At 51.5% G+C, this 13,379-nt stretch carries 8 protein-coding genes and 4 pseudogenes; 6 read left to right on the top strand and 6 right to left on the bottom strand.

The annotated features are described in order from the left end of the window. Positions 1-33 precede the first annotated feature (33 nt). The gene (locus tag CS369_RS08020) at positions 34-525 is read left to right on the top strand and encodes a GNAT family N-acetyltransferase (protein ID WP_196906678.1); all 492 of its coding nucleotides are present in this window, start codon (positions 34-36) and stop codon (positions 523-525) included. Between the two features lie 52 nt (positions 526-577). Here CS369_RS08020 and CS369_RS08015 read toward each other — a convergent pair. Further along, positions 578-943 (bottom strand): annotated as a pseudogene (locus CS369_RS08015) (cytochrome b562). A 622-nt stretch (positions 944-1,565) separates the two neighbouring features. Here CS369_RS08015 and CS369_RS08010 point away from each other — a divergent pair. From CS369_RS08010 to CS369_RS07990, 5 genes are all read left to right on the top strand, one after another. Then, entirely contained in the window at positions 1,566-3,218 is a 1,653-nt protein-coding gene (locus CS369_RS08010; protein ID WP_196906677.1) for a calcium-binding protein, read from the top strand. A gap of 12 nt (positions 3,219-3,230) precedes the next feature. Next, positions 3,231-5,333: a type I secretion system permease/ATPase gene (locus CS369_RS08005; RefSeq protein WP_196906676.1), complete on the top strand. Its 2,103-nt coding sequence runs from the start codon at positions 3,231-3,233 to the stop codon at positions 5,331-5,333. An 82-nt stretch (positions 5,334-5,415) separates the two neighbouring features. Beyond that, complete coding sequence (locus CS369_RS08000; protein ID WP_196906675.1) at positions 5,416-5,721, top strand: biotin/lipoyl-binding protein; 306 nt, start codon at positions 5,416-5,418, stop codon at positions 5,719-5,721. Then, positions 5,722-6,381 (top strand): HlyD family efflux transporter periplasmic adaptor subunit, encoded by a 660-nt coding sequence (locus CS369_RS07995; protein ID WP_196906674.1) that lies wholly within the window; start codon positions 5,722-5,724, stop codon positions 6,379-6,381. Between the two features lie 137 nt (positions 6,382-6,518). After that, complete coding sequence (locus CS369_RS07990) at positions 6,519-6,659, top strand: hypothetical protein (protein ID WP_196906673.1); 141 nt, start codon at positions 6,519-6,521, stop codon at positions 6,657-6,659. A gap of 42 nt (positions 6,660-6,701) precedes the next feature. Here the strand turns inward: CS369_RS07990 and CS369_RS07985 are convergent, their stop codons facing one another. From CS369_RS07985 to CS369_RS07965, 5 genes and pseudogenes are all read right to left on the bottom strand, one after another. After that, entirely contained in the window at positions 6,702-7,292 is a 591-nt protein-coding gene (locus CS369_RS07985; protein WP_210769482.1) for a hypothetical protein, read from the bottom strand. A gap of 150 nt (positions 7,293-7,442) precedes the next feature. Then, positions 7,443-9,563, bottom strand: a pseudogene (locus tag CS369_RS07980) (efflux RND transporter periplasmic adaptor subunit). Then, positions 9,563-10,912: an efflux RND transporter periplasmic adaptor subunit gene (locus CS369_RS07975; protein ID WP_196906671.1), complete on the bottom strand. Its 1,350-nt coding sequence runs from the start codon at positions 10,910-10,912 to the stop codon at positions 9,563-9,565. Before CS369_RS07975 ends, CS369_RS07980 begins: the two are co-directional and overlap by 1 nt. Continuing rightward, a pseudogene (locus CS369_RS07970) lies at positions 10,909-11,612 on the bottom strand (efflux RND transporter periplasmic adaptor subunit). Before CS369_RS07970 ends, CS369_RS07975 begins: the two are co-directional and overlap by 4 nt. Next, a pseudogene (locus CS369_RS07965) lies at positions 11,612-13,376 on the bottom strand (TolC family protein). Before CS369_RS07965 ends, CS369_RS07970 begins: the two co-directional pseudogenes overlap by 1 nt. Positions 13,377-13,379 lie beyond the last annotated feature (3 nt).

The following is a 13,379-nucleotide window of genomic DNA, read 5'->3' as shown; positions in this document are numbered from 1 at the left end:
AAGCAATGTTGGCGTTTATAACAGGAAAGGATGATGAATATAACCATTTATCCCGCTCAGAAAGCAGATGCGGGCGTGATCTTAGATATGATTATTGAGCTAGCGGAATATGAACTTTCCCGTAATCAAGTGATTGCGACGCGGGAAGACATTGAAAAAACGCTCTTTGGCCCTGATACGCGCACAGAAGCCTTGATTTGTGCCATTGATGGAGTACCGGTTGGGTACGCGGTATTCTTTATGAGTTACTCTACCTGGTTGGGTAAAAACGGTATTTATCTTGAAGATCTCTATGTAGCCAAACGTTTCCGTCAGCATGGTGCGGGCAAAGCGTTGTTAGCGCATGTGGCAAAATTGGCCAAAGAGCGTGGCTGTGGTCGCCTGGAGTGGAGCGTACTGGGTTGGAACCAGCCTGCTATCGATTTTTACGACAGTATTGGTGCTAACGCACAAAGTGAATGGATTCGCTATCGTTTGGACGAGCAAGGCATCGAGAATTTTTTGCGTAAACATGTAAGTGCGTGAATTGAAACTGGCTCGCGATCCGGTGGCCCGCAGAGAGGCCACCGGATGGATGTTATACACCGAGCTTCTTGTGGTACTCCGCACGGGTTTTTTTCAGATTATCTGTCGCGGTTTTCGCTTCAGATAATTTTCCTGCATCCACTAGCGCAATGGCATCATCGATTTGCGTAATCAACTTGCCCAAACCTTCTTTAAATACCTGACTGTCAGGCCCTTTGTTAAACTAGGGATCGGCTTTGGCCTTGGTGGCGTGTTCCTTTATGGTTTGTAACTCAGATTTTAGCGTAGCCGCATCGCTGGCGCTGTTGGCACCTTTAAAGCTGCCTGCCATGGCACGCATTTCCTCTTTCACCGATGCCTGACTGGTCAACGGCAGTGCCAGCGTGACGCTCGCTAATGCGATGCTTACTGCAATCATTGCTCTTTTCATTGCTTACTCCTGTTGGGGGATGCTTTACCGGAAAGGATTCCCTTGTCGTTTTGCTATTGTTATGTGAAAAAGTATTCATGAGTCTGTGAGCGGGGTCAAATGGTATATCTGGTTTAATAGACGAAGAAAATCTGGTTAGTATGGGCAATGTTAACTTGTGCCAACGTTAATCCAATGAAGATTTTTTTAAATTGTATATCCCTATTTTTATATGTCCATAATATGAATGGACTTCGTATGTATAAATGCAGTCTCATATTAAATGAAAAATAAATAAATCAATATCATCTTGCTTTTTTGAAGTGGGAAAAACACTTTGTTTTTTATTTAATTAATGTCTTTAATGAAAATATAAATAGCCATATAAAATGGATGTGATTTGTTTTAATTTTATGGAACGTTTTGTTATATATTTAATGGTGTTGGTAATGTGGTTTTTACTTGTGATGATTAATATCTTCACGATAAAGTTTGTTGTATATGCTTCATTTATCTCATCATCTCTGATGTGTTTATTTCAATGACTTGTTTTTTTGATTTTTTATTTTTAACTTAAGCGAGGTGGTGAAATTATGTAAGATTCAATGTTAATTCATAATAGGAGTGTTTTATGAATGGTTCATGGAACGATGATAATATTTTAATAGACAGAGATAAAAAGGGAAAAACTCAGTTTTACCGTGAGTTTCAAGATTCGTTTAAGTCATGTTTACAACATTTTTTCAAAGAGTATGACAAGCATTCACAATCTATTGAGTCTTCACTTAATAGTGACGCCAGTTTTAGGCAGTCAGTGGTAAGACTTAAGGATAACGAACATGATATCGAAGGTTGGGTTGAAGTCATCGGTCAGAGCGCACGCTTGGCTAATCAACATATGAGAAACCCTGCCTTGGCGAGTAAAGCCGCCATGAGCGGCGTAGCATCGTTTTTATGCTCAAGAAATTTATACTCTTACTTTGCAGACACTTATAGAGATAGGGCTTATAAGTTACATTCTGAAGTAACAAAGAGTGGGATTCGTGATTCTCATAATACTGAGTGGTTACTGCCACCGCGAAGTTCTTTATCTGAACAAGATAAAAGATTAGATATTGATATTGTAACGCTGGTTGGTGTAGCTGGACATGATAGCATTTTTGGTACTAGGCATGATGACAAATTATATGGGGGCGGTGGCAATGATCTACTTCAAGGGAGGGAAGGTAATGATATTTTGTATGGCGGAGAGGGGCATGACAATTTAAATGAAGGGATAGGGAATGACGAATTAATGGGAGGGACCAACAACGATCTCTTACAAGGAGGAAGTGGTTCCGATATCTATCATTTTCGTTCAGGAGATGGCAACGATATCATCACAGAGTGCAAACGAACACCTGATGATGTAGATATATTACGATTTGGTTCAGCAATATTACCGGAGCAAGTGACCTTACAGCGTAGTCATGTAGGGAGCCGGAATGATTTAACGCTTAAGATCAGAAACAGTGAAGATAGCGTTACCATAAAAGATTTCTTTGGGTCCGTAGGACCACAAGTGGAACGTGTTGAGTTTTCTGATGGCTCTCAGTGGGATATGGGTGCATTTGCTCAGCAGTATGGTGGCGTTGGAGATATAGCCCAAATTCACTTAAATATCATTGGTGGTGCGCTAGGTAAAAATCACTGTGTTGCGCTTGAAGGCCCATCAACAAGTGGCGTCTGTGATGAGCGTTTCGATGACGATAAAGGAATATCCCGTTCTTGTCTTACTGGAGAAAAGGCTACTGTCACCATTGCCACGCGGCAAGATGGCTTTGGTGATAAATTAGTCCGTTATGGTCACGGGATAACACCCGCAGATGTCACGTTTACACAGATAAAAAGTAATTCAGACCACCACGGCACTTATTATAACAACGCTATTTATGAAGGCACTTCCCCACACGGCCTGCTAATCATGGAAATCAAAGGAGTGACATCACACGAAAATCAAGTTTCTCTGTTTCCAGAACCTTACAGCACAAGTAGTACAGAGTTTTATGACGGCACTGTGTGGACTGCGCAGGATATTCGAAAGCATTTTCTGGATGGAGTGCCGTTACCTACTACAAAACCAATAGTTCCACGTGTTGGAGGTTCGATACCTCAATTGTCTCAAAATGTCGTTCAGTTTATGGCTGAGGGAGAAGAAGACGATGCCAGCGTCTCCTCCGTCTCGCTGTCGTTAGCAAGGGCATCATCGAATCAGCATCTTCAGCAATCTTCTCGCTCGTATTAATGGAGGCAGGGCATGTCTCAGGATAAATACGTGTGGCAAGGGTTGGCATTGATCGCCGGGTACCACGGTAATGCTGTCAACATTGAGGCATTGCGAGCGCAGTTCGGCATCGATGCAAACCATCATATCAACGTGCAACTGGTTCGTGCTGAGCGTCACTGCGGTTTACGCTGTCGATACTCCCACCGTATCTTTGTTTCAGGAGACATGCCTACACCTGCTTTGATTTGTTTGCCAGACAAAGGGTATGTCTTGCTGCTGGCGGTTAAAGAGGGAAAGTGGCTGATACATGATATAGCTCGCGATCAATCTGCAACTTTCCATCCCGCTCAGGGGCAGGCCGTAAGCGGTTTTATGTTCACCCGGCGTTTTTTCTCTGGAAATTTGGCTCAAAAATTTAATTTACGCTGGTTTACTCAGGCTTTTGTTCGCTATAAAAGGCTGATGGCTGAGATCATGCTTGCCTCGTTTTTTATTCAGATACAGGCTCTGATTCTTCCCTTATTTTTTCAGATTGTCGTGGATAAGGTATTGGTACATCAAAGTTTGTCGACTTTGGATGTGCTGGCGCTGGGGATGATTTGTGTCACGCTGGCGGATGTAGTGCTGGATGGGTTGCGTAACTACCAGTTGGCACATACCTCGCAACGTATTGATGCCACGTTGAGTTCGCTGCTTTATCGTCACCTTCTGTCGCTCCCTTTGGCATGGTTTCGTGGGCGTCAGACCGGGGTGACCGTTGCACGCGTGCATGAGCTCAAAACAGTACGAGAGTTTTTAACCGGCAGTGCAATGACGTTAGGTTTGGATCTGTTATTCACGGTCGTCTTTTTTGTGGTCATGGCGATGTATAGTCTTTCTTTGACCATTATCGTCCTGATATCCCTGCTGCCTTATGTTGTTTTGTCGGCTGTCATTACTCGACCACTGCGGCGTCGATTAGAGGATCAGTTTCGTCAGGGGGCGAAAAATCAGGCTTTTCTGGTTGAGAGCATTACAGCCATTGAACCCGTCAAGGCCATGTCCGTCGAGCATCACCTGACGCGTCGCTGGGATGAACAGACGGCGGTGTTTGTCAGCAGTAGCTTTAAAACCGGCAATTTGAGCAATATCGTGAATCAGATATCGCATTTTATCTGCAGAATCACTAGCGTAGTTATTTTGTGGTATGGCTCTCGGTTGGTGATTGACGGGGGAATGACGGTTGGAGGGCTTGTTGCCTTTAATATGTTTGCTGGACAAGTTACCGGCCCGATCTTACGTCTGGTGCAACTGTGGCAAGATGTACAGCAAGTCTCTATCTCCGTTAAACGCCTGGGAGAAATTCTGAATGTCCCGCCAGAGCATCAGCAGCAAAGTGGCGTAACGCTTGCGGAAATACAGGGGACCGTGCGTTTTGCCGATATCCGATTTTCCTACGGTATTGATGTGCCTCCCGTATTGGATGGCCTCAACTTATCTGTGCAGGCAGGGGAAATCATTGGCATTGTTGGTCGCTCTGGTTCGGGTAAAAGTACCCTGGCTCGGCTGATACAGCGTCTTTATCTCCCTTTGTCTGGGCAGATCTTTATTGATGACACCGACATTGCCCATGCCGATCCATATTGGCTGCGGCGAAGCGTCAGTGTGGTATTGCAGGAGACCCAGATTTTTTCTGGCACAGTGCGCGACAACATTGCGTTAGCGTTGCCTAACTCGCCCATCGAGCAGGTTATTTCGGCGGCCACGCTGGCAGGCGCGCATGAGTTTATCAGCGCGCTACCGCTGGGGTATGACACCCCGGTCGGTGAACAAGGCAATCTGTTTTCCGGTGTGCAAAAACAGCGTATTGGTATTGCACGAGCGCTTATCACTCAACCTAAAATATTAATTTTTGATGAGGCCACCAGTGCGCTGGATTATGAATCAGAACGCGTGATTCAGAATAATATGGCCGAAATATGCCGTGGCAAAACGGTATTTATTATCGCGCATCGGTTATCGGCGGTGCGCCGTGCCGATCGCATTATTGCCATGATATCAGGCAAGGTAAGTGAGCAAGGTTCGCATGACGAGCTTCTGGCTTTGGGGGTGCTGTATGCCCGGCTTTATGCCTTGCAGCAGGGAGACGCGTGATGAAAGCACACTATCGTGAATTTCTTCCTGCGGTCATTGAAATCCAGGATACGCCGCCCTCTCCCGTAGGCAGAGCAATGTTATGGGAAATTATGGTTTCCCTTGCCCTCGCCGTAACGTGGGCGGCGAGGGCAAGGTCGATATTGTGACCGTGACTCACGGTAAGGTGGCGGTGAGAGAACTGTCTCTACCTGTCAGTACCGCGGTTACCGCAGAAGTTGCCAGCGTGTTGGTACGGGACAGTATGACCGTTAAGCAAGGAAAAGTGCTCATTAAACTGAATAGCCAGCAGTTGGATGAGCGTGCCGAAGAACTGAAACTGAGACAGAAGCTAAATCGTTTTCAACTTGTTCGACTCGATATACTCAATCGGTATTACAACGGATAAATGTGGTCCAACATATTTCCTGATCGTTACCGGCGTGAAGATTCTCTGTTAGCCGATCGGCTAGCTGCACTGCTGATGACCGAGGTAGAAAATGATCGGTATGAGAAAGCAGTATATGAAAGCAAAAAGGCGGTATTACACGCGCAAACAATGGGCCATCAATCTCGTAAACGGCTGGCTGACGAGCAACTGATGGTTTTGAAAGAACAATATCAGGCGATTGAGAGCTTGTACCATAAAAATATAACCAGTCGTGACAGCTTATTAGAGATCAAAAAGCAATATCTGGAAGCGCATCATGCTGTCGATGGCGTAGTGGCAAATCTGGAAGAACGTCGCCGTAGTCTGGCGCAGTTGGAACAGGAACAACGCAGCGAAAGGGCGGAAAAAATCAATTCGGTAGCTCAGAATATCGCGGAGCGTGAACATGAACATCACCTGTTGGCGAGCCAACTTAAGCAGGTTAATGCTCAAATAGCGCAGTATACTTTGCGCTCACCCGTAGAGGGTATCGTTAACTCGCTAGTCTTCCGTGATGCGGGAGACGCTGTCGAACCGCCACAGGAACTGCCCAAAATTATCCCCGTCGATAGCGAACTGGTAGCGGAAGTCATGATTAAAAACCAGGATGTGGGATTTTTGCGGGTGGGGCAACGGTAACGGTAAAAATCGACACATTTGATTTTACTCGTTATGGCTGGGGAGATTGCACGCTACAAAAGATTTCTGCCGATGCTACAGAGGATAAGGAACTAGGGCTGGTTTATCGCGCGGTCATTGCGCTAAAGAACAGGACGTTGCGCGTTGGGCCCGATGAGTGGCAACTGGAACCCGGTATGCAGGTTACTGCGGAAATCAAAACCGGGGACAGGACATTCCTTAGCTATCTCATCAGCCCGGCAATGGAGGCACTGAACGATGTGGGCAAGCAGCGTTAAATTACTCCATCAATTGTCCATAACGTCATTGAGCAGAAAAAATTATTTTTGTTTTCGTGAGCGCGCCTTTGATTGAGTAATGGTCTCCGGGGTTAACAACTGCTCCCGCTCGTACCATACCTGGGCAAACATATCCGTTAGCACCGGATCGAACTTGAGCCTTTTGAGTTGGTAGCCGATGCCAAGCGCGGTGAGGTAGGTTTCTTCATCCAACGTTGTCTTGTGCACCAAAAAAGTCTCGATAAATTTCTTACCGCGCAGCGCCATAACCGGATCTTTTTCCAGTGGGAGCGTGTTATTACGGGGCGTTTGTTGACAGATGCGCGTTGCCGTTCCCCTCAGTTTGGTATTTTTAAAAATGTCGTCGACCGCAGTGACCGCGATACCCATCGCCTGGCAGCGGCCCTGATGGCCTTCTTTAACCGCACTGCGGTATACGCTTTTCAAACAAGGGTGTTTTTTGGCGTTGTGAAACAGAAACAGCTCTCGTTGCGCTGTCAGCAGGGTGAGCAAGCTGTTTTCAATCTTTTTCATAAGATGAAGTGTTATTTTCTTCGGAGCCTGTGCTTTCTTACAATTCTCTTGCGCAATGAGGGGGCTGAGGTTCGGGGACTTGTAGAGTGTGATAATCATGTCATCTTCCTTGTTGTTCGTGATTAGCGCTCAGTATGCGCTACAGCCACTTGTTTTCTTGCTGAAAATGTTCCATATAGCACTGATACTGAAGGGTAAAATCACTCGCTACACTGTTTTTTCTTATAGTGAGTTATGCCAAATAATGATTTAAAAGGAGAGCTCGCGAATCAATACTGCCGATGCGAGTTTCCAGCCGCGCACCAACAGGCTTTGCGCTTCACCCTCCATCACTGCCGTACCGCGTAGCACTTGCCCCGGAGCATGAAAATCAGGCGGAAGCCGTAGCAGGACACGATATACCGCCTGTTCCGGGTGGAGTTTACGCTGTCCATCGCTCAGGGTGGGGATTGCACCGCCGTAGAGGGAAGCCAACTCCGGCACATTGTTCAGATCGCGTGCGGCCGTGCTGTCAATATCGGCGATGGTGACGGGTATCGCCCTGTGGTTAACATCCTGAGCGTAAAACGTACCGTGATCACCGGTGCGAAGGCGCAGCCACTCTTTTTCAGAAACGAAAGCCTCTACCAGCCCGCCGACAGGCTGAGTGACGATTGCCAGCCATTCACCTTGTCCAAGCCACTCTCCCTCCGACAGCGGTGTTGCCATATCTGCCACCACGCCATCCATCGGGGCGCGCACCGTTAGCTGTTCGGATTGGCGTAACAGCACCTGCAAACGCTGTTGTGCGGCATCCCGTTCTTGCTTGACACGCAGGTGATCGCCAGCGGTCTCCTTATTGAACAACTGGAATGTGCTTTGCCACTCCAACGTAGCGATTTGTCGCTCCAACTGCTGCCGCTCGTGGGTTAACGGTTCCTACGAGAGCTGAAACAACACTTGCCCGGCCTGAACAGGTTGACCTACCTTTACCGCGATACTGGCGAGCATGGCGGGTAACGTCGTATAGAGGCTGCTTTGCTGTTCTGCTCGCAGCAAGGCAGGCGCGTAAACGCTTCGTTGCCAGGGCAGAAGCAGCACAAGGACACTGAGCGTCAGGGTGGTTATCATATTGCGATTCATGCGGTAGTCCTTGCGGCGTTGACTCCACGCGCGCACTTCATTGACGATGGGCATCACCACGAAAACCCCGATCTCCACGGCAAACAACAGCATGCCCAATAGCTTAAAGGCCATGTGATAGACCAGAATCGCGATACCGGTAAACAGAAACAGGCGGTAAACCCATACGGTAAAGGCATAGCCAACCAGCGTGCGCTGCAACCAGCGGGGAAAGATCTCGGGTAGCGCATCCACAAGACCAAACAGCCATTCGCGCAGTTGCCAGCGGCCCATGGCAAAGCCGCGCTGTTGCAGGTTGCGCACCTGCAAGGTATCCGACAGCAAAAAGTAACCGTCGAACCGCATCAGCGGGCTCAGGTTGACCGCTAGCGTCATGATCCAGGTGGTGGTGGCGAGCATAAAGGCAGCGCTGCGCAGCATGCCATCCGGCAGGAAGCTGCAGGCTAAGGTGGCCCAGGCAGCTAGCGCCAGTTCGGTCAGCATACCGGCAGCACCGATGGTGATGCGTTGACGCCTACGCGTCAGTTTCCACGACCCGGAGGTATCGGTGTAGAGCATCGGCATCATCACCAGAAATGCCACACCCATGGTGGCTACGCGCGCGCCAAAATGTTTACAGGCGTAGGCATGGCCGAACTCATGCAGGATCTTGGTAAAGTACAGCGTGAGCCCGGCCAGTGCGGCACCTTCCAGCGTGAAAAAATGCAGAAACGTGTGGGTGAAAGTGTCCCATTGCCGTCCGGCGAGGAACAGCCCCAGCATGCCAGCCAGCAGCGTCAGCGTTAAGAATGAACGGTGATAAAACAGCGAAACCCCTGGCAGCGTAGCGCTAAGAAAACGATCCGGGTGCCACAGGGGAATACGGAAAAAAAGATAGTTCTTCAATAACATGCGCCACAGTGATACCCGTGAGCGCTGTACTTGCTGAGAAAATTGCGCCAACGCTTTATCCCCGCTGACGCGCGTCAGGCTGTTGACTTGCAGAAAGTGGTTGAAGTAGTGCACATCACTTTCATCCAGCGCCAGCGTCGACCCCTGTTGGATATCCGTAATAATGCGTGCGGCGTCACCCAGTGACCAGCGAGACAGCATCGCCATCTCTGGCCAACCGATACGAAAATAGAGGCCGCGCAGCGGATCTTCCAACGTCCAACTGGGGGAACCATCGCGGTTCGCTGGGCCTTTATGCAAAATCAGCTCATCCCGTAACGGGCTGAGCGCAGAAGCCGAAGGGGTTCCCGGCAGCATCAGACCCCCAGCCAGACGCGTAGCGTCGCCAGCGGTTTACGCAGCAGGTAAGCGACCAGCAGCGTGCGCTTACCGTACAGCTTGGCTGTGCCTTTTAGCCCGACGCGCCGTTGCGCATCGTCCTCGGTAAAGCGGGCGCGCAGGCGGTAGGCCATTACGTTATCCGGTGTGAGCGCCGCACGATAACCTATTTGCGTCAGTTGCGCCTCCTGAGCGGCATTGGGGGCGACATTCAGGAATAGTCGCACATCTGCGCCGGTTTCCAGCGCAATTGCATCCGCGGCAGGCAGTTGGATCTCCAGTTCCACATCTTTTGGATCGGCGACCATCATGATCCGCTCTCCGACCGCCACTGAACGGCCAATCCATTCGCTAGCATCATCAAACACCGCCACGCCGTCGCGCGGTGAGGTCAACTGCATACGCTCCAGTTGGCGCAGGAGAAAGTCTCGCTCGCTTTGCGCCTGCTCGCGGCGGCTTTGCAGAACCGCCAGACTGGCCTTGCTGTTGGCATCAAACAGCGCCTGTTGTTGTTCCTGACGATACTGGGCGTCGGCGGTGGCAAACGTCTGGCGCGCGGCTTCCAGTCGGTTTTCCAGTTCACGTGCATCCAGCCGCGCCAGGGGCTGATTGAGGCGCACCAGAATATCGTCTACCACGCCAGCGACAGGCGCACGCACCATCACCGGTTGATGCGCCACAATCTCTGCCGGGGCCAGCACGGATTGGCGCACCGGGATCAGCATGATTAACGCCAATGCTACGGTGCCAAACAGCATCATGCGGCGTTTTTTCGGGTGTGTCGGCGTAGGACGGCGCTGTTTATGCAAGCTGGACCACGCGTGGGCGTAAGGTTCTGCCAGCGTGTCCAGCAACAGGATTTCTGGTGCCAGCCACGGCGTTTCGCGCGCCAGAATCAGCGCCAGTGAGGTTTCACCCTGTGCGGTTCGCAATGGCAGCCACAACAGGTGTTCGGGCAGATGCTCATGCCACAACGCCTGATCCTCAACCGGCAGATCCTGACAGCGTAGCGTGCTGCTCTGACGCTGTTCTGCCTGCCACTGACGGCACCACCGGCTAAAGGTGATGCTAAAAGGCGCATTGTGATCGAGCGATGCCAATCCCGAGACCGCCTGTAACCGTTGCTGATCATTGCTCCACAACAACGCCTGACGATATTTTACCAGCGAATGGGTTTCATTGACGATGAAAAACGCCAATTCATCCGCCGTTTCACGCGCGCGAGCGCGCCGTTGCAGTTGCAGTTGCAGTTGCAGCAATTCGGACAATAGCCTGAGCTGTGGGTCTTGCTCAGTATGCGCCGCCGACGCGGCGGTCGGACTGATCATGGAGTGATGCCATCTGGCGGCGCTATCCGCGTGACACCACTCATGGCCGGCAGTAAGCCCGCGCTCGGCAGGGCCAAACGTCCAAACACTTTCACTGACTGACTCACCGGTTCCACCGAGGAGGAGATACGACTAATCTCCGCCGGGTAGGTTAATCCAATTTCATCCAGCGAGAAGGCACGATCATCTCCAACTCAAAGGCGCTGTCGTCATAGATAGCCAGTAGCTCCTTGCCTTCCGGTACGGACTCCCAACGTTTGACCTTGGTTTCGGTGACGCGCCCAGAGAAGGGCGCTTTGATGGTGCAACGTTGCAACATGGCACGATTCACGCCGCTTTCCGCCTGTGCCATGGTGACCGTGGAGCGTGCCTGATCCACTTCTGACAGACTGATGGCATTGAGCTTGTCGAGGCGGTCGGCGATAGCCAGCTTTTTACGCGAGGCGTTTTCCGCCGCGCTGGAGTAGTTCAATTTCTCACGCAGCACCGTACAGTCGAAGGTCAGCAGGGTATCTCCCTGCTTAAAGTGTTCACCTTCTTTCACGGTGATATCGGTGATTTTACCGGCAATTTCGCTCGATAGTACGCTATAGCGCTGTGCGCTGAGCTGAACGCGAATGTCACCCTACGCGGCCTGCCCCCACAGGGGCAGAGCCAGCGTGCTTGCCAGCAGCAGCGGTCGAATCATGCTGCTCATCATTACCGTGTGCCTCCCGCCTGAAGGGATTGCAGGTTATCCCACATATCGGTGTTGACCACGCGATACGGTTTGGCTGCTGATGCTGTTGTGGGGGCGGGAGTGATCGCCGTGGCTGTGGTTGGCAAAGGGGCCGGGTGGGGCGCGACTACAGGTGCCACGGGCGCAGCCGCTGCCAGCGACAGGCGCGGCACGGCGACACCGCCTTTTTCCAGCGTGCCCGTGGTGCGGGCGATGCTGTTGCTCAATGCGGCCAGGCTGACATCGTTGACGTTATCCGGCAGCACGTCCAGCCCCGCCGCTTGGTAGACCGCGCCCAACGCGTTCTGTACGTCGGCAAAGCTGCGATCGCGTGCGCGCGTGGTGAGAATGGTTTCGGTGCTGACCCGCACCTGTTCCATCTGCGTCTCGGCCCGGTGCTGTACGCTCAGTGCCGTCTGATTCAGGATGCCACGCTGGATGCGCGCCAGTTCCTGATAACGCCCAAACATGCGTGTGCTCTGTTGGTATTCCTGCCAGGCCACGTTCACCTGCGTCAGTACAGCCATACGCAATGCCTGACGGCGCACTCCGGCCAGATCTTCATTGGCTTCACCGGCACGTTTTACCGACGACCAGGACAACACGTTAAGCAGATTGCCGCTGACTTGAACTCCGGCGCTGGCCCATTGCTGATTCACCAGATAGCTGTTGCTGTCACTGTTCACACCGGCAAACAGCGAAACGCCCGGCAGCAGGCCCAGCAGCGATATTGCGGGTTTCCAGCACGCTGTTACGCGCCAGATAGCCCTCTTCGCGCACCTCGGGGCGTTTTACCATGGAGAAGTTTTCCAGATCGTCGAGTGAATAGACGATCTTTGGTGCCACCAGACTGCTTTCACTCGGCACCACAACGTTAAACTTGCTGGAGGGCGGCAGGTTCATCAGCGCAGCCAGACGCGATTTCGCCACCACCAGGTCGCTGTCGACGATCTCTAGCTGGCGCACCATCTCCAGCATGTTTTTCTGGAAGCGCAGCGCTTCCACCGGAGCCAGCAACCGTTGTTGTTCGGTCTGACGCGCATAGTCCAGTGTCTGACGAGCCTGCGTCAGCGCGGTGGTGACTTCCGGTTGTAAACGCTGGGCGGTGGCGGCTTCCCAGTAGGCGGTGCGCACCTGCCGGGTGATATCTGCCACCACGCGACGGCTGCGCTCTTCTGCTGCCAGCTATTTGTTGGCCTGCACCTTGGCGTTAAAGTAGCTGATACCGAAATCCAACACGTTCCAGCTCAACGAGAGATCGGCAGTGTGCGTGGTCTGATCCTGACTGGTGGAGGGTTCCAGCGATTCCCGCCCGCTGGAGATTGATTTGCTGCTGGACGCCGCAACGCTGTCGCGGGTTTGCATCCCGGCACGGGCAGTCAGTTTAGGCAGCAGCATATCTAGATTCTGGACGCCAAGCAGGTTATCTTCCATGGCCTGTTCCAGCAGCGCCACGCGCTGTTGCAGGTTGTATTTCAACGCACGCGCAATGGCTTCTTCCAGCGTAATGGTGCCACGTACCGGCTCCTGATTGGCGAACATCTGCGTTCTGTCGCTCAGAGCCTGTGCCACCTGCTGCTCGGTGGTGATCGGTTCCGGTTTGACGGCGCAGCCCGCCAGCCCGATACAGGCAAGGGCGACGGCGATACGCAGTGCTTTGGTGCCAGAAAGCCGTTGCCGCACGGCAGTGACAGGCTGATGGTGGTGGTGCTGGCTATCCCAGAAAGTGGCTGTGTGCTGATTCACCGG

The organism is Candidatus Symbiopectobacterium sp. 'North America' (assembly GCF_015762685.1).
Lineage (GTDB): Bacteria > Pseudomonadota > Gammaproteobacteria > Enterobacterales > Enterobacteriaceae > Symbiopectobacterium.
Note: the sequence above shows the minus strand (reverse complement) of the source record. Positions and strands in the feature narration are given on the sequence as shown.

Bases quoted from the DNA above. Each gene is read 5' to 3' on its own strand.
- CS369_RS08020 (WP_196906678.1), top strand. From the start codon at position 34: ATGAATATAACCATTTATCCCGCTCAGAAAGCAGATGCGGGCGTGATC.
- CS369_RS08010 (WP_196906677.1), top strand. From the start codon at position 1,566: ATGAATGGTTCATGGAACGATGATAATATTTTAATAGACAGAGATAAA.
- CS369_RS08005 (WP_196906676.1), top strand. From the start codon at position 3,231: ATGTCTCAGGATAAATACGTGTGGCAAGGGTTGGCATTGATCGCCGGG.
- CS369_RS08000 (WP_196906675.1), top strand. From the start codon at position 5,416: ATGGGAAATTATGGTTTCCCTTGCCCTCGCCGTAACGTGGGCGGCGAG.
- CS369_RS07995 (WP_196906674.1), top strand. From the start codon at position 5,722: ATGTGGTCCAACATATTTCCTGATCGTTACCGGCGTGAAGATTCTCTG.
- CS369_RS07985 (WP_210769482.1), bottom strand. From the start codon at position 7,292: ATGATTATCACACTCTACAAGTCCCCGAACCTCAGCCCCCTCATTGCG.
- CS369_RS07975 (WP_196906671.1), bottom strand. From the start codon at position 10,912: ATGATCAGTCCGACCGCCGCGTCGGCGGCGCATACTGAGCAAGACCCA.